At 60.6% G+C, this 20,967-nt stretch carries 25 protein-coding genes; 5 read left to right on the top strand and 20 right to left on the bottom strand.

All coding sequences use genetic code 11. From position 1 onward, the window contains the following. Window positions 1-116 precede the first annotated feature (116 nt). The 7 genes from soxB to VR71_RS16475 form a co-directional block, all read right to left on the bottom strand. Window positions 117-1,814, bottom strand: coding sequence for a thiosulfohydrolase SoxB (soxB, locus tag VR71_RS16445; protein ID WP_045685809.1), 1,698 nt, complete (start codon window positions 1,812-1,814; stop codon window positions 117-119). Window positions 1,815-1,913: 99 nt separating this feature from the next. Beyond that, on the bottom strand, window positions 1,914-2,771 hold the full coding sequence (gene soxA / locus VR71_RS16450; protein ID WP_045685810.1) for a sulfur oxidation c-type cytochrome SoxA: 858 nt from the start codon (window positions 2,769-2,771) through the stop codon (window positions 1,914-1,916). A 27-nt stretch (window positions 2,772-2,798) separates the two neighbouring features. Continuing rightward, window positions 2,799-3,128 carry a thiosulfate oxidation carrier complex protein SoxZ gene (gene soxZ / locus VR71_RS16455; RefSeq protein WP_009816740.1) on the bottom strand — a complete coding sequence of 110 codons (330 nt, stop codon included), beginning with the start codon at window positions 3,126-3,128 and terminating at the stop codon, window positions 2,799-2,801. A gap of 22 nt (window positions 3,129-3,150) precedes the next feature. Beyond that, complete coding sequence (gene soxY / locus VR71_RS16460) at window positions 3,151-3,567, bottom strand: thiosulfate oxidation carrier protein SoxY (protein ID WP_009816741.1); 417 nt, start codon at window positions 3,565-3,567, stop codon at window positions 3,151-3,153. Window positions 3,568-3,606: 39 nt separating this feature from the next. After that, complete coding sequence (gene soxX, locus VR71_RS16465; protein WP_009816742.1) at window positions 3,607-4,077, bottom strand: sulfur oxidation c-type cytochrome SoxX; 471 nt, start codon at window positions 4,075-4,077, stop codon at window positions 3,607-3,609. Between the two features lie 107 nt (window positions 4,078-4,184). Continuing rightward, on the bottom strand, window positions 4,185-4,763 hold the full coding sequence (locus VR71_RS16470; RefSeq protein WP_040651145.1) for a thioredoxin family protein: 579 nt from the start codon (window positions 4,761-4,763) through the stop codon (window positions 4,185-4,187). Between the two features lie 15 nt (window positions 4,764-4,778). Next, the gene (locus tag VR71_RS16475; protein ID WP_045685811.1) at window positions 4,779-5,516 is read right to left on the bottom strand and encodes a cytochrome c biogenesis protein CcdA; all 738 of its coding nucleotides are present in this window, start codon (window positions 5,514-5,516) and stop codon (window positions 4,779-4,781) included. Between the two features lie 79 nt (window positions 5,517-5,595). On the opposite strand from VR71_RS16475, the gene VR71_RS16480 reads away from it, so the two are divergent. From VR71_RS16480 to VR71_RS16490, 3 genes are read left to right on the top strand one after another with little or no spacing between them, the layout of a single operon-like run. Next, on the top strand, window positions 5,596-5,964 hold the full coding sequence (locus tag VR71_RS16480) for a hypothetical protein (protein ID WP_009816745.1): 369 nt from the start codon (window positions 5,596-5,598) through the stop codon (window positions 5,962-5,964). Window positions 5,965-5,997: 33 nt separating this feature from the next. After that, entirely contained in the window at window positions 5,998-6,312 is a 315-nt protein-coding gene (locus tag VR71_RS16485) for a helix-turn-helix transcriptional regulator (RefSeq protein WP_009816746.1), read from the top strand. Window positions 6,313-6,354: 42 nt separating this feature from the next. Beyond that, the gene (locus tag VR71_RS16490) at window positions 6,355-7,401 is read left to right on the top strand and encodes a YeeE/YedE family protein (protein ID WP_045685812.1); all 1,047 of its coding nucleotides are present in this window, start codon (window positions 6,355-6,357) and stop codon (window positions 7,399-7,401) included. Here the strand turns inward: VR71_RS16490 and VR71_RS16495 are convergent. From VR71_RS16495 to VR71_RS16525, 7 genes are all read right to left on the bottom strand, one after another. Continuing rightward, window positions 7,377-9,131, bottom strand: coding sequence for a SulP family inorganic anion transporter (locus VR71_RS16495; RefSeq protein ID WP_045685813.1), 1,755 nt, complete (start codon window positions 9,129-9,131; stop codon window positions 7,377-7,379). The genes VR71_RS16490 and VR71_RS16495 overlap by 25 nt on opposite strands. 37 nt (window positions 9,132-9,168) lie before the next feature. Further along, window positions 9,169-10,053 (bottom strand): MBL fold metallo-hydrolase, encoded by an 885-nt coding sequence (locus VR71_RS16500; RefSeq protein ID WP_296430506.1) that lies wholly within the window; start codon window positions 10,051-10,053, stop codon window positions 9,169-9,171. Then, entirely contained in the window at window positions 10,050-10,484 is a 435-nt protein-coding gene (locus tag VR71_RS16505; protein ID WP_045685814.1) for a DUF6691 family protein, read from the bottom strand. The genes VR71_RS16500 and VR71_RS16505 overlap by 4 nt, the downstream gene beginning before the upstream one ends. Before the next feature lie 3 nt (window positions 10,485-10,487). After that, window positions 10,488-10,928, bottom strand: a complete 441-nt coding sequence (locus VR71_RS16510) for a YeeE/YedE family protein (protein WP_009816751.1) — start codon at window positions 10,926-10,928, stop codon at window positions 10,488-10,490. Window positions 10,929-11,130: 202 nt separating this feature from the next. After that, on the bottom strand, window positions 11,131-12,621 hold the full coding sequence (locus VR71_RS16515) for a tripartite tricarboxylate transporter permease (protein ID WP_009816752.1): 1,491 nt from the start codon (window positions 12,619-12,621) through the stop codon (window positions 11,131-11,133). Beyond that, entirely contained in the window at window positions 12,618-13,109 is a 492-nt protein-coding gene (locus VR71_RS16520; protein WP_045685815.1) for a tripartite tricarboxylate transporter TctB family protein, read from the bottom strand. Before VR71_RS16520 ends, VR71_RS16515 begins: the two co-directional genes overlap by 4 nt. A 76-nt stretch (window positions 13,110-13,185) precedes the next feature. Beyond that, window positions 13,186-14,163 carry a tripartite tricarboxylate transporter substrate binding protein gene (locus VR71_RS16525; RefSeq protein WP_045685816.1) on the bottom strand — a complete coding sequence of 326 codons (978 nt, stop codon included), beginning with the start codon at window positions 14,161-14,163 and terminating at the stop codon, window positions 13,186-13,188. A 144-nt stretch (window positions 14,164-14,307) separates the two neighbouring features. Here VR71_RS16525 and VR71_RS16530 point away from each other — a divergent pair, with 144 nt between their 5' ends. Both VR71_RS16530 and VR71_RS16535 read left to right on the top strand, forming a co-directional pair. Next, window positions 14,308-15,216 (top strand): LysR family transcriptional regulator, encoded by a 909-nt coding sequence (locus tag VR71_RS16530; protein ID WP_045685817.1) that lies wholly within the window; start codon window positions 14,308-14,310, stop codon window positions 15,214-15,216. Then, window positions 15,213-15,956 carry a sulfite exporter TauE/SafE family protein gene (locus VR71_RS16535; protein ID WP_045685818.1) on the top strand — a complete coding sequence of 248 codons (744 nt, stop codon included), beginning with the start codon at window positions 15,213-15,215 and terminating at the stop codon, window positions 15,954-15,956. Before VR71_RS16530 ends, VR71_RS16535 begins: the two co-directional genes overlap by 4 nt. Here the strand turns inward: VR71_RS16535 and VR71_RS16540 are convergent. Genes VR71_RS16540 through VR71_RS16565 form a run of 6 tightly spaced genes read right to left on the bottom strand, consistent with a single transcriptional unit; the run spans window position 15,953 to window position 20,710 of the window. Next, the gene (locus VR71_RS16540) at window positions 15,953-16,624 is read right to left on the bottom strand and encodes a fumarate hydratase C-terminal domain-containing protein (RefSeq protein ID WP_009816757.1); all 672 of its coding nucleotides are present in this window, start codon (window positions 16,622-16,624) and stop codon (window positions 15,953-15,955) included. The two genes, VR71_RS16535 and VR71_RS16540, sit on opposite strands and share 4 nt — an antisense overlap. Further along, the gene (locus tag VR71_RS16545; RefSeq protein ID WP_009816758.1) at window positions 16,621-17,580 is read right to left on the bottom strand and encodes a fumarate hydratase; all 960 of its coding nucleotides are present in this window, start codon (window positions 17,578-17,580) and stop codon (window positions 16,621-16,623) included. Before VR71_RS16545 ends, VR71_RS16540 begins: the two co-directional genes overlap by 4 nt. Further along, window positions 17,577-19,331: an FAD-binding protein gene (locus VR71_RS16550; RefSeq protein ID WP_045685819.1), complete on the bottom strand. Its 1,755-nt coding sequence runs from the start codon at window positions 19,329-19,331 to the stop codon at window positions 17,577-17,579. Before VR71_RS16550 ends, VR71_RS16545 begins: the two co-directional genes overlap by 4 nt. Beyond that, entirely contained in the window at window positions 19,331-19,672 is a 342-nt protein-coding gene (gene sdhC / locus VR71_RS16555) for a succinate dehydrogenase, cytochrome b556 subunit (RefSeq protein ID WP_009816760.1), read from the bottom strand. The genes VR71_RS16550 and sdhC overlap by 1 nt, the downstream gene beginning before the upstream one ends. Next, window positions 19,669-20,001, bottom strand: coding sequence for a succinate dehydrogenase (locus tag VR71_RS16560; protein WP_045685820.1), 333 nt, complete (start codon window positions 19,999-20,001; stop codon window positions 19,669-19,671). The genes sdhC and VR71_RS16560 overlap by 4 nt, the downstream gene beginning before the upstream one ends. Next, the gene (locus tag VR71_RS16565; protein WP_045685821.1) at window positions 19,994-20,710 is read right to left on the bottom strand and encodes a succinate dehydrogenase/fumarate reductase iron-sulfur subunit; all 717 of its coding nucleotides are present in this window, start codon (window positions 20,708-20,710) and stop codon (window positions 19,994-19,996) included. The genes VR71_RS16560 and VR71_RS16565 overlap by 8 nt, the downstream gene beginning before the upstream one ends. Between the last annotated feature and the right edge of the window lie 257 nt (window positions 20,711-20,967).

Here is a 20,967-nt window from a genome sequence, read left to right on the forward strand (position 1 = left end):
GCCCGCCGCGACGGCCCCGGCCGCCGCTGCCACGCCACCGCGCAGAAAGGCGCGGCGGGAGGTGGGTTTGCCTTTGAATGTCCCTGACATCTCAAATGCCTCCTTTCAGCAAGTCGTTACGCGCCAATCACTTGGACGCTGTTATTGGGGGTGACACTGACCGTGCCGAGTTTGCGGATGTGGTTTTCGACAACGTCCCAGATTTCCGGGCCTTCGGTGTTTTCATTGACCGAGGCCCAACCGGCGACGACGTAGGATTTCGCGGGATCAATCGCCTCGCCGGTCTTGAGCAGGGTCATGTCGCTGATCCGGCTGCCCTGCGGCTGGTTGATGTCGATCCGATAGCCCATGCCGCCGATACGCACCATGTCGCCGCCCTGTTGGTAATAGGGGTCGGGGTTGAAGATATTGTCGGCCACGTCTTCGAGAATGACCTTGATGAACTCGCCGGTCATCTCGGAGCGATAGGCCTTGCCATAGGTCATGGAGGTGACGTTGAAGATATCCTCGCGGGTGATGTCCTGACCGGGGATCAGGCTTGGCCCCCAGCGGACGCCGGGGGACATGGCGATATCGGCCTCGCGCTCCGAGATCAGCGCGTCGCAGATCAGGTCATCCCAAGTGCCGTTGAAATTGCCGCGCCGGTAGAGCAGGCTGTCGGTCTTGCCGATGACTTCTTCGAGGTCGCTTTTGAAAGGTGCTCGTTCTGCGTCGATGAGGGCGGCCACCTCTTTGTCGGGCTCGATCACGTCCGAGAAAATCGGGATCAGCTTGTGCCGAAAGCCCATCATCCGGCCGTCGCGCACATCAAGATCAACGCGGCTGACGAATTTGCCGTTGGAGCCGGAGGCGACGATGATCGTCTCGCCGACGAGCGCGGGCTCGGGCAGGGCGTCATGGGTATGACCCGACAGGATCACGTCGATACCGCTGACAATACCAGCCATCTTTTTGTCTACGTCAAAGCCGTTGTGGCTCAGCACGACGACAAGCTGAGCGCCCTGCCCCCGCACCTCATCGACCATGGCCTGCATGTTTTCGTCACGGATGCCAAAGCTGTATTCGGGAAACATCCAGCCGGGGTTGGCAATGGGCATATAAGGAAATGCCTGTCCGATAACCGCGATCTTGACTCCACCTCGCTCGAAGAAGGTGTAGGGCGGAAACAGTTCTGCCGGTTCATCCCATTCAGCATCAAAAATGTTCTGACCAAGAGCAGCGAACGGCAGGCTTTCAACGATCTCTTGCACTCGTTCTGACCCGAGGGTGAATTCCCAGTGAAAGGTCATCGCGTCGGGTTTCAGCGCGTTCATCACGTTGACCATGTCCTGACCGGCGGTTTTGTAGCAGGTATAAGAGCCATGCCATGTGTCGCCGCCATCCAGCAGGATTGCATCGGGGCGATCGGCGCGGATGGCGTTGATCACGGTCGCGACGCGATCAAGCCCGCCGACTTTGCCGTAAGACTGCGCGAGGGCACTGAAATCGTCAGCGGACAGGGCGTAGTGCGAGGGGCTGCCATCGTCGATGCCATAGAGCTTGCGGAAATCGGCGCCGGTGACATGGGGCACAGCACCCTTGTTGCCGCCGACACCGATATTGATCGACGGTTCACGGAAATAGATCGGTTTGAGCTGTGCGTGAATGTCAGTGATGTGGATCAGGCTGACATTGCCAAAGGTGTCGAATTGCAAGAGTTGGTCCTGAGTCAGCGCCTGTTGCGCCGCCAGCTTGGCCCAATTGCCAAAGGAAGACGCCCCAAGGATGGCTGAGGCCGCCATGCTTGTCTGAAGAAAATCACGCCGCGAGATCATGGTGGACCTTTCCAACTCCCGCACGCATCACATGCGGATTTTTGAATGTTTTGAGGTGTGGAAAACCCCGCCGACACGCGGTCAGGCGGGGCATTCCGATCAGTTTCGGATCGACGGTCCTTCGACCGACAGACCATTGCCGCGCGAGGCGACATAGAGCTCTAGCGCGATGAACTCGGGGCTGCCTTCGGCAAAGGTTTCGGCCCGGGTATCGCGAATGCAGCCCTTGAAGCGGTCGTGCGCGCCATTCAGCTTGGTGTTCTTGAGTCGATAGGCCGGAAAGCCGTTGATCTGCCCCTGGCTCAAGTGATCCGCGCGGATCATGTTGCCATAGTTCTGCTCGTGACAGTTGGCACAGGACAGCTCGAGCTGACCATAACGGGTGTAGTAGATTTCCTTGCCCTTTTCCCAAGTCGCCTGACCAGGACCGTCAATCGCCACGTTGACCGGCATGCCACGCGAGACAGAGGCGAGCAGCGCGGTCATGTTGACCATATCGCTCCCGCTATACTTCCACTTTTCTGCGCCCATCCGCTCTGTCCGGCAGGCGTTGATCTGCGTTTCGAGCGTGCGAACCTCGCCAGCGGTCTCGTTCCACTTGGGATAGACAGCGCGGACACCCTTCATGCTCTCACTGGCATTGTCATGACAGCTTGCGCAGGATTTGCCCTCGGTGCCTTCGGCGGTTTCCCATGCGGTCATGGCATTCTCGACAAAGATCATGCCGGGATTGTCGAAATCGTCGGCCTGCATGGCACGGGTATCCGCCTCGCGGAAATGCCAGCCAGACAGCACCTCGTCGAACCTATCCGCAAGATGCGCAGGTGCCGCGGTGCGGGTGGTGATCTCGATTTCGTCGTTCACGACGAGCGTGTCATCAACCGGGTCAGCCAAGGCCGCCCCCGCCAAAAGCGCCGTTGTGCAAATCAGGCTGGTAATCCGTCCTGTTCTTTTCATTCTCGTCCCTCCCTTGACGATTGGCCCTTATTTCAGCGCGATTGGCTTGATGTCCTCGTAGACCGAGCCATCGTCATCGTACCAAGTGAATTTGAATTCACCCGCTTCGGGCACCGTGGCTGCGAACTCGATGTAAGGGTTGGTCGAGATTGCGGGCTCCATGGTCACGTCGACGACGCTCTGACCGTTGAACTCGCAGGTGAACCGATTGATGATCGAGCGCGGGATGATGTTGCCTTCTTTATCCTTGCGCTGACCGGATTCCATCGGGTGGCTGATCAGGGTCTTGATCGCGACCGCTTCGCCTGCGGCTGCGGATTTCGGGACCTTGACGCGGGGTGTGACGTCTTGTGCCATTCTGATTTCTCCTACCTATGCCTCAGCCGCCGCAGCCGCCGATTGTAACCTTGACGTTGCTCGATGCCTTGGCAAAGGAGCCGTCGCTCATCTTGGCAATCGCCACCACGTCCTGCGTGCCCGCAAGACGGATGCGGGTGGACGCGGTTTGCGAAGCGGCCAGCGGTCCGAATTTGAAGGTTGCAACGCCGGGCGTCGGATTGCCCGTGGCCAGCACGAGGATTTCGACGGCACCGGGGGCCGCGACTTCGATCGGGACGGTGTTGCCGTTCTCGGCAATTTCGGGGGCGGTCAAGGTGATACCGCTGTCGGCCATGGCAGCGCCGCCGGTGAATTCGGCGATACGGTCCTCGGCGGCGGCGGTGGCGCGCATGGGCAGACCAAAGGCAACAAAGGCCCCTGCTCCCATGATCATCACGTTGCGTCGTGTCAGTGTCATATTCTCAAACTCCTGATCTTGGTCACGCTCAGGGCGCGATCACTCTTTGAGGGTCACCAGATAGGCAACCACGTCTTCAACTTGCTGAGCGGTCAGAAGGGGGCCGAACGTGCTGTCCGCCGCCTCGCCGGTAAAGGCGTTGCCCGGCCGCGTGTAGCCATCCGTCCGGTAGAAGGAGGGCATCAGCGACTCGGGGAACATCATCTTGGCATTCACGACGATGCCGCGCAGGTCGGCCTCGCTCCACCGGGAGCCGGCGCCATCCAGCATCGGGCCGATTTCGCCATGAAACGGAACGTCGCTCATGTCGGTGATTTGATGGCAGGCGACGCAGTTGCCCAACGCGCGGTCCCCCAGCACGTCGCGCCCGGCGACCGGATCACCCGCAACGCCTGTGAGCGAGTCCGCAATCGCGCCATCGGTGAATTTGACATCCGTCGGCGCCACTTCAGCCGCAGATGCGCTCAGTGCCGCGCAGATCAGCGATACCGTGAAAATTGATCGTTTCATGCGTCCTCCCTAACACATTCAGATTTCTGTATATCATAGAGCACAATTCCGCGATCACACAACATTAAATTCGTATTCTTGAATTTAATGTCATTGCGCGGACCTGATCACTGCGATTTTCCGGCCTCGCGTTCGGCGATACGGCGGGCGTGATAGCGCTGAAAATCTTCTTCGGTATCAAGCGCGTAACGTTTCTCGTGAACCCATGTCAGCAGGTCCAGCGTCGTGCCCGGCCCAAAGGCTCCGGGCATCATCGCAACCGCTGCCTGAGCGGCGGTCTGATCCTCCGCGACCTCTTCAGGCAGAAACAGAATCGAGGGGGTGAACAGGAGGCCCCATTTACGCGCCGCCTGTTTCTCGGTCAGCGACTCACCGTCGAAATCGACAACCTCCAGATCGCCATGCAGGTTGAGTTGCACGACGAAATAATTCTCGCGGATGAAATCGGCGATCTCGGGGCGGGGGAACACCTCTTCGTGCATCTTGGTGCAGTAGATGCAACCGCGCTGTTCGACCATCACCATCAGACGCTTGCCCTCGGCATTGGCATCCGCCAGATCCTCGCGCAGATCCTTGAAGGTGTCGCGCATCCAGTCGGTCTTGTGCAGGCCGTCATCGCCCAGGTCCGCCGCAGCAATGGGCAGGGCGAACAGGGCGGCGGCCAGAAGGGTGAGCACTCGGGTCATCATGGTCCTCCTCGATCAGATGTTTTGAAAGGCTGGGAACGTCTCCAGCATCCATTGGGCGATGTAATTGACGCTGTCGGTGGCGATGAGCGCGGCAAAGACGATCAAAAGCAGCCCCATCGCCTTTTCCACCTTGGGCAGGTGGCGGCGGAACTTCGAGGCAAAGCGCAGGAACGGCCCGATAAAGAGCGAGGCCACCATGAAGGGCGTGGTCATGGCGAGGCCAAAGACCAAGAGCAGCACCAACCCTTTCATCGCCGTGGCCTCGGTGCTGGCGGTAAAGACCACCGCTGTCAGCACACCGCCCACGCATGGCGTCCAGCCAGCGGCAAAGGCAAAGCCCACCACATAAGCGCCGAGTACGGACATGTGCCGGGTATCGCCCGCGTCCATCTGGAACACGCGGTTGAGAAAGCCAATGCGCAGCACGCCCAGAAAATGCAGCCCGAGAACCAGCACGACGAGGGCGGCAAAGAGGCGAAATTCGGTCTGAAAGCCGCGGAACGCCTGGCTGAGGCCAAAGGCAGCCGCCCCTAGCAGCACAAAGACGGTGATGATTCCCGCCGAAAACATGACCGACGCGGCAAAGGCGCGGCGGCGTACGCCGGGGGCAAGACGACCCTCGGCGCTGATCTCGGACATCGAGGCACCAGCCATATAGCTGAGGTAAAACGGCACGATAGGCAGCACACAGGGCGAAAAAAAGACGATCAATCCCCCGACGAAGGCGCTGAGCAGAGAGACATCGAACATGGGGCATCCTCAGACGGGTTGATCCGCAAACATATTCAAACTATCATATGTTTTAGTCTGTCCGTCAATCGGAACACCGATGCATACGCTCGTTGCCTTTCTCGTCAGCCTCTCGCTGACATTCGGCCTGATCGGTCCGCTGTCGGCGGCAGAGCTGGTCATGGTTGAGCGACATGGTTGCCATTGGTGCGAGCAGTGGAATGCCGAGATTGCCCCGGCCTATCCCAAGACCATCGAGGGCACACGCGCGCCCCTGCGCCGGGTGCAGATCAACGCGCTGCCCGAAGACATCGCCTTTCGCAGCCACCCGGTCTTTACCCCGACCTTTGTTCTGGTCGAGAACGGCGAGGAGCTTGGTCGGATCGAGGGCTATGCGGGCGACGAGTTCTTTTGGTTTCTGCTGACACAGCTCTTGGATGCGCATCCCGATGCCACCAAGGCGCCGTAGTCGGCGATGCTGCGCCGCTCCCCCCCTCCTGGGATGGACGTGTCCGAAGAAAGCGTCGATGCGATGCTCACCCTTGCCCATACGGCGGCGGAGTTCCTCAAGGCGATCAGCCATGAGGGGCGGCTGATGATCCTGTGCCATCTTGCGACGGGCGAAAAGACTGTGACCGAGCTGGAAGAGTTGCTCTCTGCGCGGCAGGCGGCGGTGTCACAACAGCTCTCTCGGTTGCGGCTGGAGGGGCTGGTTACACCACGACGTGAAGGCAAGGCGATCTATTACCGTTTGACAGACCGGCGCGCGATACAGATGCTCGAAGTGGTCTACGATCTGTTTTGCAAGCAACCTTGACCAACCTGTCAGATCCTTGCCCACGTCAAACGGAGAAGCATCATGCCTGGCGGCATTCCTGAAACCCTGCTCATAGTTCTCTGTGGCTTTGCTGGCGGCGCGATCCTTGGGCTGGCGGCGCGCGTGGGGCGATTCTGCACCTTGGGGGCCATCGAGGATCTGCTCTATCAACAGAGCGATACGCGAATTCGCATGTGGGGGCTGGCGATTGGGGTGGCAGGCTTTACGGCCTTTGGCCTTGCCGGGATGGATCTGTTTGATATTGCCGCCAACGCCTATTGGATCACGCCCTGGTCACCCTTGGCGAGCGTTTTGGGTGGGCTGTTGTTTGGCTATGGCATGTCACTGGCGGGTAACTGTGGATTTGGTGCATTGGCACGGTTTGGAGGCGGCGATCTGCGGGCCTTTGTGATCGTGTTGGTGATGGGAATTTCAGCCTATATCATGATGTCCGGGCCGTTTGCGCGGTTGCGCATCATGGCGACTGAGGCCACCAGCCCCGCGCTTGACAGTCAATCCTATGCGCAGGTTTTAGGCGCATTCACCGGGTTACCGACGATTTGGGTCGGGCTGGCGGTGTCCGCGCTGATCACGGTGGCCGCGCTCGCGTCGCGGGATTTCCTGCGGAACCGACAGGCGCTCTTTTGGGGGGCGATGGTCGGGCTTGCTGTCACCTCGGGTTGGCTCGGCACCTCTTGGGTGGCCACACATGGATTCATGCCGCAGCCGGTACAGACCCATACGTTCTCTGCGCCGCTTGGCGAAACCATCATCTTTCTGATGACTGCGAGCGGCGGCGGTCTCAGCTTTGGCGTGGCCTCGGTCTTTGGCGTGCTTGCGGGTGCGTTTTGCGGCAGTTTGTTCAAGGGGCATTTCCGCTGGGAAGCCTGCGAAGACCCGCGCGAGTTGCGGCGTCAGATTCTCGGGGCGGTCTGCATGGGGTTTGGGGCAGTGCTGGCCTTTGGCTGCACGGTCGGTCAGGGAATTTCCGCATTTTCCGTGCTGTCGTTCAGCGCACCGATCACCTTTGCCGCGATTTTTGTGGGTGCGGCGATTGGCTTGCGTCAGCTCATCACCGGCTTTGCCTGATCGCCCGCCACGGTATCGGGGGCAAGGGCGGCAAAGGCATCGTATTGAGCGAGAAACACCTTGCCGGTGAGATCGCGCAGGAAATGCGCGCGGCAGAGGCGGTCCATCACCGGGCCTTTGACCTCTGACAGATGCAGGCGGATGCCCATTTCCTTGAGCCGTTTGGTGATCTCTTCCAGTGTTTCCACCGCGCTCAGGTCGATCTCGTTGATGGCAGAACACATCAGCACCACGTCACGCACCGGCCCCCCGGCCTGCACGCGCGCGAACACGTGATCCTCGATAAAGCGGGCATTGGCGAAATAGAGGCTCTGATCCGGGCGAAAGGTGACGATCGCAGGGTCGGTCAGCACCCTGTGGCGCAGGATATTGCGGAAATGCTGCGTGCCGGGAACAAGGCCCACTTCGGCAATATGGGGCCGTGAACTGCGATAGAGATGCAGGCCAATCGAGAGGATCACGCCGGCGGAGACGCCGGTTTCGACCCCGAAGCCGAGGGTGAGCAGGATGGTGCCCGCCACAGCCGCGAAATCCGCCTTGGAATAGCCCCAACTGCTGCGCAGGATGGCAAAATCCACGAGGCTGAGCACGGCCACGATGATCGTGGCGGCCAGCGTGGCAATGGGCAGAAAATAGATCAGCGGCGTGAGGAATATCGCGGCGATGGCCAAGCCCACGGCGGTGAAGGCCCCCGCGGCGGGCGTTGCGGCACCTGCGTCGTAATTCACGACAGAGCGGGCAAAGCCACCGGTGACAGGATAGCCGCCAGTAAGGGCCGCGCCGATATTGGCCGCGCCGAGGCCGATCAATTCCTGGTCCGGGTCGATCCGTTGGCGCTTCTTGGCGGCCAGCGTTTGCGCCACCGACATGGATTCCACAAAGCCGATCACCGAAATCAAAAGCGCGGGCACAAAGAGCGCGCCGACCAGCCCCGGTGAAAACGACGGAAGCGTCAGCGGTGGCAAGCCCTGAGGCACCGCCCCGACAACGGCAACGCCATGCTGATCAAGCCCGAAGAGCCAGACCAGAAATGTGCTGAAGGCCACCGCGATGACCGGCCCCGCCTTGGCCCCCATATCGGCCGCACGCGGACCGAACCCGCGCTGCACCAGCAGGGGTTTCAACCCGCGCCGCACCCAAAAGAGAAAGGCGGCAGACGCCACACCGATCAGCAGCGTGAGACTGTTGATATCCGCCAGATGCCACAGCAGAGACCAGAGCATGTCCGGCAGGCTTCCACCGCTCGCCTTGACGCCCAAGAGATGTTTCAACTGGCTGACGGCGATCAGGATGCCGCTGGCGGTGATGAACCCGGCGATCACCGGATGCGACAGGAAGTTCGCCAGAAACCCAAGGCGCAGAATGCCCATGGCAAGCAGGATCAGGCCGGACAGCCCGGCAAGGGTCAGCGCCGCCACGGCATAGCCCGCCGTGCCCGCCTCGGCCACATCGCCAATCGCGGCGGCTGTCATCAGGGATACCACCGCGACCGGACCCACGGCCAAGGCACGGCTGGTGCCGAAAATGGCATAGAGGATGATCGGAAGGATCGAGGCGTAGAGCCCCGCCTCGGGCGGCAGACCGGCCAAGAGGGCGTAGGCCAGCGATTGCGGGATCAGCATGATCGTCACGATCACCGCCGCCATGCCGTCATCTGTCAGCGCATGCCGGTCATAGTCGCGGCCCCAATCCAGTACCGGCAGGACGCGCCCGAGGCATTTCAAATCCATGTTACTTGTTCCGCGCCCCGTAAGAGGGGGCAATGTCTCAGAGCTTGTTCACCGGCAGTTTCAGCATCGGATTACCGTCGCTGTCGCGTGGCACCTCACCTGCGCGCATATTCACCTGCAAGGAGGGCAGGATCAGACGGGGCATATCCAGTGTCGCGTCGCGTTCGGTGCGAAATTTCACGAACTCCTCGCGGGTCCTGCCGCCGCCAACATGGATGTTATGCGCTTTTTCCGCACCCACGGTCGTCTCCCACTGAATGTCACGGCCATTCGGGCCATAATCGTGACACATGAAGAGGCGCATATCGTCGGGCAATCGCAGCACCTTTTGGATGCTGTCGTAGAGTTCACCCGCGTCGCCACCGGGGAAATCAGCGCGGGCCGATCCGCCATCGGGCATGAAGAGCGTATCACCGACAAAGGCCGCATCGCCCATCACATGCACCATGCAGGCGGGTGTATGGCCGGGCGTGTGCATGGCAAAGCACTGCATGCCGCCCACTTTGTAGGTGTCGCCATCCTTGAACAGGGCGTCAAACTGCGAACCGTCGCGCTGAAATTCCGTACCTTCATTGAAGATCTTGCCAAAGGTGTCCTGCACAACCAGGATTTTTTCACCAATGCCGATCTTGCCGCCCAGCATTTGCTGGATATAGGGGGCGGCCGAGAGGTGATCGGCATGGACGTGCGTCTCGATGATCCAGTCCAGCGTCAGATCGTGATCCAACATATAGGTGACCAAGGCATCGGCATGATCATAGGTGATCCGTCCCGCCGCCATGTCGATATCCATCACGCTATCGACCACGGCACAGGCCCGCGATCCGGGGTCTTTGACCACATAGCTGATGGTGTTGGTCGCCTCGTCAAAGAACGCCTTGACCTCTGGCGTCACGGTCATGTCCACGGGATAATCGGTCATGCTGTCACCTTTCTCTCTGCCTGTTTCGTCTGGATGGCGCGCGCCACCCAGATCCCGGCAAGCAGGGCTGCGACAAAGGCCAGCACGTCGGGCTTGCCCGAGCCAAGAGCCGGGATTGCCGCACCGGGGCAAAAGCCCGCAATGCCCCACCCGAGGCCAAAGACCGCTGATCCGCCGATCAGGCGCGCGTCGATGACCGTGTTGGTGGGCAGCTTGAACTCTGCCTCGACAATCGGTCCGGGGCGTTTGAGCACCACACGGTAGCCGATGAATGTGGTAACCAGAGCGCCCCCCATGACAAAGATCAGACTCGGGTCCCATGTGCCTGCGACGTCAAAGAAATTGAGCACCTTGGCCGGGTTTATCATGCCAGAGATGGCAATTCCCACACCAAACACAAGGCCTACGAGCAAAGCGGACAGGACGCGCATGGTTCAGACTCCTATAACGTGACGGATGATATAGACCGTCAAGAAGGCCACGACCATGAAGGTGAGCGTGGCAACGATCGAGCGTGGTGACAGCCGCGCGATGCCGCAGACCCCGTGTCCAGAGGTGCAGCCTGAGCCAAAGGTAACGCCGATGCCCACGATGAACCCGCCAATCAGGATCATCGGCAGGCTGATCGGCACCTCGACCACCGGCATTTGCCCGGTCAGCGCCAAGACCAGCAGCGGCCCCGCGATCATGCCGACCATCATCGCCGCGCGCCAGCTCTTGTCGCCCGGCACATCACCGGACATCAGGCCCGACAAGATTCCCGTGGCCCCCAGAATCCGGCCCTGAAACACCATCAGGAGCACGGCAGATAAACCGATCAACACACCACCAGCCAGCGACGCCAATGGGGTAAACTCTGTTTCAACACCCACCATATCGTATCCTCTCACGTCAAAACCCGGCTCTCTGGAGCCGATTTCCATTATATCATCATTTATGAATATATGAAGATGTGTTTCTTTTTCATACCCCCTGAGCGGTATGTCACGAAAATCTTATCACGCCTGACCCGACGGGTGAGCAGGGATAGATGCGGTATGGTTCTGCCGTGTATGCGCCGCTTGATTTGACAGAGTCTCAGCTCTTTTCGCGGGCCTTGTCCAAAGTGCCCCGTGCAATCGCCACCACGGCAAGCAAGGTCAAAGCCCAGAAGAACCATGTGATCGGCCCGCGCAGCAAGATGTCCGGCGCTCCCCCGGACATGAGCATGGATTTGCGGAAATTATCCTCGAGCAGCGGGCCGAGGATGAAGGCAATGAGAAAGGGGGCGGCGGGGATATGGTAGCGGGTCATCACAAATCCGACCCACCCCATAACGAACATCACCGCCACGTCAAAGATGCTGTTGTTGACGGCAAACACCCCATAGATGCAGAGCACGAGAACGATGGGCATCAAGATGCGCTTGGGAATATCGGCCACCGGCTTGAATCCCCGGATTGCCAGCCCGCCCACGATAAAGAGCAGGCCCGAGGAAAAGATGAGGCCGATGAAGAGGCCATAGATGATATCGACATTCATCACGAACATCATCGGTCCCGGCTGTAACCCATGCACCATGAACGCCCCGATGATGATCGCGGTGATCACATCGCCCGGCACGCCAAGTGCCAGTAGCGGGATGAGTGTGGCGCCAGCCACGCCATTGTTGCCAGCCTCAGAGGCGGCGACGCCCTCGATTTCACCCTTGCCGAAATTGGCCTTGTTGGGGGATTTGCGCCGTGCCTCGGAATAAGACAGGAAGGCCGCGGGGGCCGCGCCGATGCCGGGGATAGAGCCCAGAAAGACGCCAATGAAGCTGCCGCGCACGATAGAGCGGAAACAGCGTTTATACTCGGCAAACGTGACCCATTTGTTGCCCAGGGTCTGAACCTTGCCCATGTGCCCGGTGGGGTGCCAGACCATGTTGATGACCTCGGGGATGGCAAAGAGGCCGATCAGCACCGCGATGAAATTCAACCCGCCCATCAGGTTGGGGTGGCCGAATGTGAAACGGTTTGTGCCGTAGACGAGATCAAGCCCGATGGTGGCCAGGAGCAGGCCCAAAAGCGCCGCGAGAGCACCGCGCAAGAGGCTCTCGCCCGAGACGCCCGCAATGATGGTGAGCGAGAACAGGATCAGAGCAAAGAACTCTGGCGGGCCAAAGCTGAGCGCGAAAGAGGCCAGCCAGCCTGCAAGCAGGATCAGAGACAGGTTCGAGATCAGATCCGCTGTGCAAGAGGCCCAGAGGGCCATGCCGAGCGCGCGCCCCGCCTCACCTTTGGCGGCCATAGGATGTCCGTCAAGCACCGTGGCCGAAGAGGCGGGCGTGCCCGGCGTCTTGATCAGGATGGCCGGAATCGACCCACCAAAGATACCGCCCTTGTAGACGCCAAGGAGCAGCAAGATGCCGTTGATCGGCTGCATCGGAAAGGTAAAGGGCAGCGTCAGCGCCACCGCCATCGTGGCCGAAATCCCCGGAATCGCGCCACCGATGACGCCGATCACAATCCCGATGGCCAGCGAGACTAGCGCCTCGACATTGCCGACAAGCGCGAGACCGGCCATGATGCTGTCAATCATGCTCATGGCAACCTCACATAATCGCCCTGCGGGATGGCAACGCCCGCGACATGTGCAAAAAAGCCGTAGAGCAGGAGCGGAACCACCAGAGCGCAGATCAGCGCAGTCTTGGGATGGCGTGTCCTGACCAGAAACGCGAGGGCCGCAAAGGCCAGCATCGCGGCCCAGACCATGCCGATGTGGGGCAAGAGCCAGAAGGTTACAGCCATCAGCACCGCCATGCCCGCCAGCCGGATCAGACCCGCGCCGGGATCTTCAATCGGGTCATTGACGGGGGCGTCATCCTCATCCGGCTTGCGGTTGGCAAACAGCATGCCCAAACCCACAAGCCCGGTCAGCCCGGCAATCGCATAGGGCCAGAACCGGGGCGAGAGGACGATATTGCGAATATTGCTGGGGGCAGAGATCCAATACGGAATGGCGTAGAGGATCAGGAAAAGACAGGCTGCAAAGGCACCGATGCCCAGTTGCAGCTGAATTGCGCGTTTGCTCACCCTGATCCTCCCCGATCAGTTTGCTGGCCTTGATAGGCCGGGCATCTCTGCGCCCGGCCTATGCGTGTGACAGACTTCAGCCTTCGATCCGCATGCCGAGTTTATCGACAAGCGCGCGGAAGGTTTCATACTGCGCCTGAATGAAGGCGTTGGCCTCTTCGGGGCTCATCACGTCAATCACGGACCCGAGTGAATTCATCTGTTTGATGAATTTCTCATCTCCGGCGGCGGCAGCCATCCATTCACCCCATTTGGCCGCCACATCATCCGGCAGATCATCCGGCCCGGCAATGCCCGTCCAGCCCACCAGTTGGGTCAGATTGTGCTTGCCCAGTTCAACGGCAGTGGGCGCATCAAATCCTGCAACGGGTTCTGCCGTGGTGACGAGGATTGGTTTGAGCTGACCATTGGCCACGAAATTGGCAAGGGCGGACGTATTGGTGCAGATGAACGTCACAGTGCCGTTAAGTACGGCGGTCGCCGCCTCGCCACCTCCGCCTTGAGGAATGTGAATCGCCTTATCCAGCGGGTTCTCGACGCCGAATTCATCCAGCACCATCACGGCCGCGAGATGCAGCATCGAGCCGACGCCAGAAGAGCTATAGCTGGTGCCCTCGGATTCCGTCAGAGCGATGAGATCCTCGATCGTCTCGATGCCGGAATCCGGGCGCACGGCACAGGCGACGGGGTTGATTTCATAGACCGTCACAAAACGGAAATCGTCGAGTGAATAGGGGAGCGTTGCCTTCATCGCCGGGTTGACCGTGTGCGAGCCGACGCGGGCAAAGAGCATGGTATAGCCGTCCGCCTTGGCGTTTTGCACCGCAACAGATCCGGTGGCGCCCCCTGCCCCCGTGATATTCGACATGACCAGCGGCTTGCCGACCACGGTGCCCAATGGCTCTGCGATGGTGCGGGCCGAAATATCGGTCGCGCCGCCTGCGCCATAGGGAATGACCATGTTGATGGGGCGTTCGGGATATTCGGCCACTGCGGCGGTTGCCGTCAGGCCAAGTCCCATGGCGCAAACCGCGCCCAACTGTCTCAGCTTCATGTTTTCCTCCTCCTCTGTGGTGTCGGCGGCAGGGTGATCGCGGATTGCAACGCCGTCGGCTTTAGGTGTAACTTTAAGGCACGCTTAATATAAGCAATATTCCGTTACAGCTTGTGTTACAAAATCTTACGGAAGAGGCAGGGCATGTCAATCCGGCGCTTGCGCACCCTGATCGCGGTGGACGATCACAAGACCTTTAGCGCCGCTGCCGAGGCGGTGTTTGTCACCCATGCCGCCGTCAGCCAGCAGATGCGGAGTCTCGAAGAGGAATGGGGCATTGCGCTGTTTGACCGATCGCGACGGTCTCCGGAGTTGACCCCAACCGGTCGTGCGCTTGTCGCGCGGGCGCGCGACATTGTGCGCGCCTATGATGGCATCGTGCCATCGGTTTTAGGCGATGAAGGGTTTCGCGGCGAAATCTCTTTGGGCGCTGTGCCGATGACACTGACCGGGCTGACGCCATTGTCCGTGCGATTGCTCAAAGACAGCTTTCCGGACCTGCATGTGCGTATTGTGCCGGGCATGACGACCGCCTTGATTGCCGAGGTCGAGCGGGGCGCGCTTGATGCCGCAATCCTGTCGCGGCAGGGACCGTTACCGCCCGAAGTCGACCATGCCGATATTGCGCAGGAGCCCATGGAACTACTGGTGCCGCAAGAAATCGAAGGCGACGATGTGCGAGACCTTTTGACCCGATATCCGTTTATCCGGTTCAGCCGTGATGCCGTGGTGGGCGGGCTGATCGACGGCTGGCTGCGCGATAATGCGATTGCCGTGTCGGTCACCATGGAGTTGCAGGGGCTGGAGGCGATATCGAGCATGGTGTTGGCGGGGCTTGGTGTGTCCATCGTGCCGGCGCGCTGTGTGCGCGGGGTTCAGCCGCTACCGCTGCGACGACTGCCGTTGCCCCACGGAGCGCCCGTGCGGCAATTGACGTTGGCCCATCGCCGCGACAACCCACGTATTCGGATCATTCAGGAGATTCACATGGCTCTGCTTGGAGCGGTGGATATCGGTATCTTTACCCCCTCTGCCCGAAGCAGCGCTGCATGAACGCGGAAATCGTTGCCTACATCATCGCAGGGGCTGCGGCGGGCGGGTTCATCAACGGGCTTGCAGGGTTTGGCACGGCGCTCTTCGCGCTTGGATTCTTTCTCACCGTGCTGCCGCCGTTGCAGGCCGTGGCGATGCTGGTTGTGCTTTCGGTCCTCACGGGATTGCAAGGGGTCTGGGTGGTGCGCCACGCCATCGGCCAGAACAAACGGCGGCTGGCACGTTTCCTTGTGCCGGGGCTGGCGGGAATACCATTGGGCGTTCTGATCCTGAGTGTGATTGACGCGGGCACGCTCAAGGCCGTGGTGGCGTCCATGCTGCTTGTTTATGGCGGTTATTTTTCCTTTCGGGCGCGTCTTCCAAGGTTTGAGCGGCCAACGCCGCTGTGGGATATGCTCGTGGGTTTCTTGGGGGGCGTGCTTGGTGGCGCGGCCTCGCTCTCGGGGGCGCTGCCGATGATGTGGTGCACGCTGCGCCCTTGGCCCAAGCATGAGACGCGCGCCGTGCTGCAACCGTTCAATGTGGTCGTTCTTGCCGTAACTACGGCTCTTCTGGCGTTCAAGGGAGCCTATACGCGGGAAACTCTGATCTATATCGCGATTGCGATCCCATCCTCGCTCGCTGCCGCGCAGATCGGAATTGCGGTGTTCAAGCGTCTGCCCGACGCCGCATTCCGTCGCCTATTGATCGTGATGACCTTAGTTTCGGGCGTGGTCTTGCTGGCGCGCGAAATGCTCTAGCCAATCACCTCATCAGAGCGGTCATCCGTCTCGCCATAGCGTTTGAGCGTCGCAGGGCGCGTGCCTTCATAGACCCGTTCGAGGTTCTTGGCGATCTTGGCGTTCTCGCGTTCAAAGAGGCAATTGCCGTCCAGATCAGAGGCCACGATGAACGGCCCCATCTTGTTGCAGCGAATAACCCACATCGCCTGCGCCAGACCTAGCTCATCCTGCCAATGCACTGCCTCCACCTTTTCGATGCCGCGCCCCAGCAATGCGCCGGTGCCATAGCCCACTGTTGAGAGGTAAATCGCGCCATTCGGCACAAAATAAGATCTGTAATCTTTGGACGACATGCCGCCCTTGCCGATGATCAGCTTCGCGCCGGTCTTGGCCATCCATTCCGGCAACCATTTGGCAAAGCGGAAGGAGGCAGTTGCCGTAACTGCGCCCATGTTGAACGACCCATCGGGACGAATGGCGGCGGCGGGGGAGCAATGGAAGTTCGTGGCGCTCTGGCTGGGCAGTTCCAACGGGATATTCGCCTTGTCCTCAAGCGCGCGCATATAGACCCCTTCGCGGGCGGTATAGAGCAGCCCGTCGAGATAGACGATGTCGCCAAGGCGCAATTCGGCGAGCGCCTCGGGCGTCGGCGTGGTGCTCAGGCGGATTTCGCGGGGCTTGGTCATTCTGCCGCCTCCTGTGCGCCGCCCTGCCATTCGACGGTTTCGCGGCGCTGATAGGGGGTGAACCAATCGGGATCGGTGCGGTATGCGACGCGACCATCAGGATAGAGGCGCGCGACCGCCCGGCGGGACGAAAGACAGAAGGCATGAACGGACATCTGCATGCCACCGGTGTGACAATAGCCTACTTCGATGTTGCAATTGATCACCATGTTCTTGCCGACAAATCCCATCGCACCCATGCCGATGGAATTGCCCAGATCCTTGAACTCCCGCTCCAGCGCGGCGATTTTCGGGTCCGGGTTCTCACTCCCCACGACGCGCAGGCAGGCGGCGCGCTTGCCCAGCACCATGCAGGTATCCTTGGACCCCCCAAGGCCAATGCCGATGATCGCGGGCTGACAGGCCAGACCGCGTTTGCCAAAGGCGACAAGGCTATCAAGGTAAAACCGCTTGATCCCTTCGATACCATCCGAGGGAAAGAGCATGCGATAGTCCGTACCAAAGAGGCCCCCTTTATGTACGGTGATGAGGTCGATCCAATCGCCCTCGGGCTCGAACCCATATTCAATCTCGGGCGCGCCGATGCCAACGTTGTTGTTGTGATCCGTGCGCCAGAGCGGATGCACCCGATTGGGGCGCAGGGGCACGTCATAGGTTGCCTTGGCTGTGGCGCGGCGCAGCGCGGATTCGAGCGCGACCGGCCCGCCCTCAATCTGGGCCTCGTTGCCCATCTTCACATACCAGCGCGGACAGCCAGTATCGCCGCACATCGCACGCCGATCCTCCTTGGCGGCCTTGTAATTCTCCAGCATCGCCTGAAGGACAAAGGACGAGAGATCACCATCCTCGGTCTCGGCGGCGGCCTGAAGGCCCGTCAGGTAATCCTCGGGAATTTCAATGGCCGCCTTGTCCATCAGGCGCTCGGCGGTGTTTTGGATGAGGTCGATGGAGATCATTGTGCAGCCACCAATGTTTCGGGTTCGCTCTCGGGCAGGATTGTCTCACCGGGGCGGATGATGGTGAATTGCACCGGATCGCGGCGGACGGTCAAATCGCTGCCCTTTTGGGTAATCACCGTGTAGTAAGAAGCATCAAGATCACCTTCATCCAGGAAATCCTCGCGGTAATGCGCGCCGCGCGAGTTTTCACGCGCAAGACCCGCCAGCGTGATCGCCTCGGATACGTCGCAGAGTGAGCGCAGGTTGAGCCAGTCGTGCCAGGTGAGGTTGAAGGCGAGATTGTCGCCTGCGACGCCAACACCCATCAGCGCATCGGAAATCTCGGCAACGCGGGTCAAACCACGCTCCATACCCGTAGCTGTGCGCATGACGCCGACATCCTCCCACATCGCGTCTTGCAAAGCGGCACGCAGGGGATGGACCGGCGCGGGCTGGCGCGTGAGGGGATGCAGGGCGCGGTCAATCTCGGCCTGCAACGCGTTGGGGCAGGGATCGCGCAGCGCGCCCATGGTGCGGATATCCGCGCCCATCACGTCGCCCGCCACCCCGCCATAGACGGTGGAATTGGCCACGCCATTGCCGCCCAGACGGTTCGAGCCATGCGCGCCGCCTGCATCCTCGCCCGCCACATAGAGCCCTTCCATCGCCGTGCGGGTATCGGCATCCACGACCACGCCGCCCATGAAATAATGCGCGGTTGGCACCACCTCGACCAGACCTCCCGCCAGATCAAAGCCGCTATCGGCGCAGCGTTTGACCATGCCGGGGAATTTGGCGCGCACGTTGTCGGGGCCAAGGTGGGCCATGGAAATAAAGACGCCGCCATTCGCCGAGGTATTGTTCTTGCGCATCTCGGCATAGATGGCGCGGCTGACGACATCGCGGGTCGCACGCTCGCCCTTGGGGTCATAGTCGAACATGAAGCGGTTTTCCGCGCCGTTGAGCAATTGACCACCCGCGCCGCGCAGGCCCTCCTCCAGCACGGTTCCGGTCATCCGCGTATGGTCGCCGGCCAGCAATCCGGTGGGGTGAAACTGCACCATTTCCATATCGCGCAGTTCCAGCCCCGCGCGCAACGCCATGGCAAGGCCGTCCATCGTCTTGTCACCCGACGGCGTGTTGTATTTGTACATAGTCGGGCCGCCGCCGGTGGCCATGAGGACCGTCTTGGCCCGGACCAGACGGAAGCCACCCGTGCGCATGTCGATAAAGAGCACACCTGCCAAGGCGCTGCCGTCGCGCGTCGGGATCAGGCCAATCGCGCGATGCTCTTGCAGCTTGTCCACGGGACGCGCCAGAACCTGCTCCATCAAGCGGCTGATGATCTCGATGCCGGTCAGGTCGCCCTTGTGGACCGTGCGGTCGGCGGTCTGCCCGGCAAAGGCCTTTTGATGCAGCGTGCCATCGGGGTTGCGGTCAAAGAAGCAACCGATTTCATTTTCCAGCTCGTGAATACGCACCACGGCCTGTTCGCAGAGTTTCCACGCCATATCCTGATTGGGCAGCCATTTGCCGCCCTTTATGGTGTCCATGAAATGCCGCTCGACGCTGTCACCGCCGCCCAGCGCCACGTTGTAGCCGCCCTGCACCATGCGGGTGCAGCCGCATTTGCCAATGAGGCCCTTGACGGCGATGGTGATCCGCGTGCCTGCGGGTGCGGATTGTTGCGCGTGGAGCGCGGCAAAGAGGCCCGCGCCGCCTGTGCCGATGATAAGAATGTCGGTATCGTGTCGGTCGATATGGGTCATCAGATCGCCCTCAGGAAAAACGTACCGGACAGAAAGAGGGCCGCGCCGACCGCCCCCGCCGCCAGCGTCTTTTGACGGTCGGACCAGGGCAAGAACTCGAGCGCCATCAGGCGCAGGCCGCCGAACATATGGACGGCAAGCAGAAAGACGAGACCGAATTCGGCGATCTTGACCAGCGGGTTTTCGGCAAAGGCGAGAAAGCCATCAAGCCGCGCAGGGGCGGTAATCGCCTGTGCCAAGAGCCAGAAATGCGCAGGCAGAAACAGCGCGAGCGCCAGGCCGGACACGCGGTGCAGCACAAAGGCCAGCCAGAGAGGATGCGAACGGGGCGGCTGTTTCATGGCAGCGTCACCGCAAAAACGGCGCTGAGCCCAAGGGTGAGAAGTGCCGCACAGATGCCCCATGTCAGTACGTCAAGGGCGATGCCGCGCAAGCGCAGCCATTCATGTACGATGACGCGCAGACCGATGGCGGCGTGGACAGAGACGGCGAGGACAAAGGTGCCGTAGAACAGGAACCAAAGGAGGCTGCCTTGGGTTCGACCGAGAATCTCTGTCGCGTTCAGCCCGCCTTGGATGGCGTAGATCATCACGGCGATATGGCCCAACACCAAGGGCGCCATCACCAGCGCGCTCAGGCGTTGCGCCATGTAGAGCCGCAGGTCAAGCATCGCGCTTTCCTCGCATGGCTGCCTTGACTGTTTCGCGCTTCAACCCGGCAATCGCGCGCATCGGGTTCAACTCGTTGGGGCAATATTGCGCGCAACTGCCCATGGAGTGACAGTTATGGCAGCCGCCCTTGCCCGAAACCGCCGCAAGGATGGTTGGGCGATCGGCGTCGCGGCTGTCGTTGAGCAGGGTCCAGGCGCGTTGCAGCGCGGCCGGACCGAGGTAATCGGGATTACCTGCCACCGTGTCACAGGCCGCGTAGCAGATCCCGCAGTTGATGCATTCGATTCCAAGGTTGGCTTCGGCCCGCTCGGGATTGTCGGGCGTGATCGGGTCAAACTCTTCGAGCCGTCCGCGCGTCGGGTGGTGCCGCGCCTCGGCGGCGACCCATTTGTCAAAGAACGGGTCCATATCGGTCGCCAGATCCTTGATCACCGGCAGGTTGCGCAGGGGGGCAATGTCGAGGCGACCGTCATTAGCGACGCGGCTGACATGGGTGCGGCAGGTCCAGCGCGGCACGCCATTCACCATCATTGCGCAAGAACCGCACATGCCCACGCGGCATGCAAAACGGTAACTCAGCGTCGGATCTGCCTCTTGCTGGATCCAACTGACCACATCGAGAACTGTCTGATTTTCGCGGGCCGGAACATCAAAGCGCTGCATCCGGGTTTTGCCCGCCTCGCCCCGCTGGACGGTCACTTGCAACATGTCGCGCGTTCGGGTCACGGCATCCTCTGGCTGATTTTGGCGGTCCTGACATCGTTTATAATTATGAGTTTTGCTAACAAAAAGGAATAAATTCTAATGGTTTCTGTAAGTCATCCTATCATATTTGGAGCGCCACACCGGCGAACCAATCACAGGCTCCCGAATGACAAGCCTTTGCCAAAGCCTAAAAATTGTGCATGGTTGAGGGATAAGCGGGCATAAAACCGCATCGGGCCCGTCCTGTCGCAACAATTTCG

The organism is Roseovarius sp. BRH_c41, from assembly GCF_000961715.1.
Classification (GTDB): Bacteria; Pseudomonadota; Alphaproteobacteria; order Rhodobacterales; family Rhodobacteraceae; genus Roseovarius.

What these genes read in the sequence shown, in the direction of transcription:
- soxX (WP_009816742.1), bottom strand. Translation starts at nt 4,077, where the DNA reads ATGAAACGATCAATTTTCACGGTATCGCTGATCTGCGCGGCACTGAGC.
- VR71_RS16545 (WP_009816758.1), bottom strand. Translation starts at nt 17,580, where the DNA reads ATGATCTCCATCGACCTCATCCAAAACACCGCCGAGCGCCTGATGGAC.
- VR71_RS16510 (WP_009816751.1), bottom strand. Translation starts at nt 10,928, where the DNA reads ATGGTGGGTGTTGAAACAGAGTTTACCCCATTGGCGTCGCTGGCTGGT.
- VR71_RS16515 (WP_009816752.1), bottom strand. Translation starts at nt 12,621, where the DNA reads ATGAGCATGATTGACAGCATCATGGCCGGTCTCGCGCTTGTCGGCAAT.
- soxB (WP_045685809.1), bottom strand. Translation starts at nt 1,814, where the DNA reads ATGATCTCGCGGCGTGATTTTCTTCAGACAAGCATGGCGGCCTCAGCC.
- VR71_RS16525 (WP_045685816.1), bottom strand. Translation starts at nt 14,163, where the DNA reads ATGAAGCTGAGACAGTTGGGCGCGGTTTGCGCCATGGGACTTGGCCTG.
- VR71_RS16475 (WP_045685811.1), bottom strand. Translation starts at nt 5,516, where the DNA reads ATGTTCGATGTCTCTCTGCTCAGCGCCTTCGTCGGGGGATTGATCGTC.
- VR71_RS16470 (WP_040651145.1), bottom strand. Translation starts at nt 4,763, where the DNA reads ATGACCCGAGTGCTCACCCTTCTGGCCGCCGCCCTGTTCGCCCTGCCC.
- VR71_RS16495 (WP_045685813.1), bottom strand. Translation starts at nt 9,131, where the DNA reads ATGGATTTGAAATGCCTCGGGCGCGTCCTGCCGGTACTGGATTGGGGC.
- VR71_RS16560 (WP_045685820.1), bottom strand. Translation starts at nt 20,001, where the DNA reads ATGCTTGACCTGCGGCTCTACATGGCGCAACGCCTGAGCGCGCTGGTG.
- soxY (WP_009816741.1), bottom strand. Translation starts at nt 3,567, where the DNA reads ATGACACTGACACGACGCAACGTGATGATCATGGGAGCAGGGGCCTTT.
- VR71_RS16530 (WP_045685817.1), top strand. Translation starts at nt 14,308, where the DNA reads ATGTCAATCCGGCGCTTGCGCACCCTGATCGCGGTGGACGATCACAAG.
- sdhC (WP_009816760.1), bottom strand. Translation starts at nt 19,672, where the DNA reads ATGAAACAGCCGCCCCGTTCGCATCCTCTCTGGCTGGCCTTTGTGCTG.
- VR71_RS16535 (WP_045685818.1), top strand. Translation starts at nt 15,213, where the DNA reads ATGAACGCGGAAATCGTTGCCTACATCATCGCAGGGGCTGCGGCGGGC.
- VR71_RS16485 (WP_009816746.1), top strand. Translation starts at nt 5,998, where the DNA reads ATGGACGTGTCCGAAGAAAGCGTCGATGCGATGCTCACCCTTGCCCAT.
- VR71_RS16480 (WP_009816745.1), top strand. Translation starts at nt 5,596, where the DNA reads ATGCATACGCTCGTTGCCTTTCTCGTCAGCCTCTCGCTGACATTCGGC.
- VR71_RS16505 (WP_045685814.1), bottom strand. Translation starts at nt 10,484, where the DNA reads ATGCGCGTCCTGTCCGCTTTGCTCGTAGGCCTTGTGTTTGGTGTGGGA.
- VR71_RS16540 (WP_009816757.1), bottom strand. Translation starts at nt 16,624, where the DNA reads ATGACCAAGCCCCGCGAAATCCGCCTGAGCACCACGCCGACGCCCGAG.
- VR71_RS16490 (WP_045685812.1), top strand. Translation starts at nt 6,355, where the DNA reads ATGCCTGGCGGCATTCCTGAAACCCTGCTCATAGTTCTCTGTGGCTTT.
- soxZ (WP_009816740.1), bottom strand. Translation starts at nt 3,128, where the DNA reads ATGGCACAAGACGTCACACCCCGCGTCAAGGTCCCGAAATCCGCAGCC.
- VR71_RS16550 (WP_045685819.1), bottom strand. Translation starts at nt 19,331, where the DNA reads ATGACCCATATCGACCGACACGATACCGACATTCTTATCATCGGCACA.
- soxA (WP_045685810.1), bottom strand. Translation starts at nt 2,771, where the DNA reads ATGAAAAGAACAGGACGGATTACCAGCCTGATTTGCACAACGGCGCTT.
- VR71_RS16565 (WP_045685821.1), bottom strand. Translation starts at nt 20,710, where the DNA reads ATGTTGCAAGTGACCGTCCAGCGGGGCGAGGCGGGCAAAACCCGGATG.
- VR71_RS16500 (WP_296430506.1), bottom strand. Translation starts at nt 10,053, where the DNA reads ATGACCGATTATCCCGTGGACATGACCGTGACGCCAGAGGTCAAGGCG.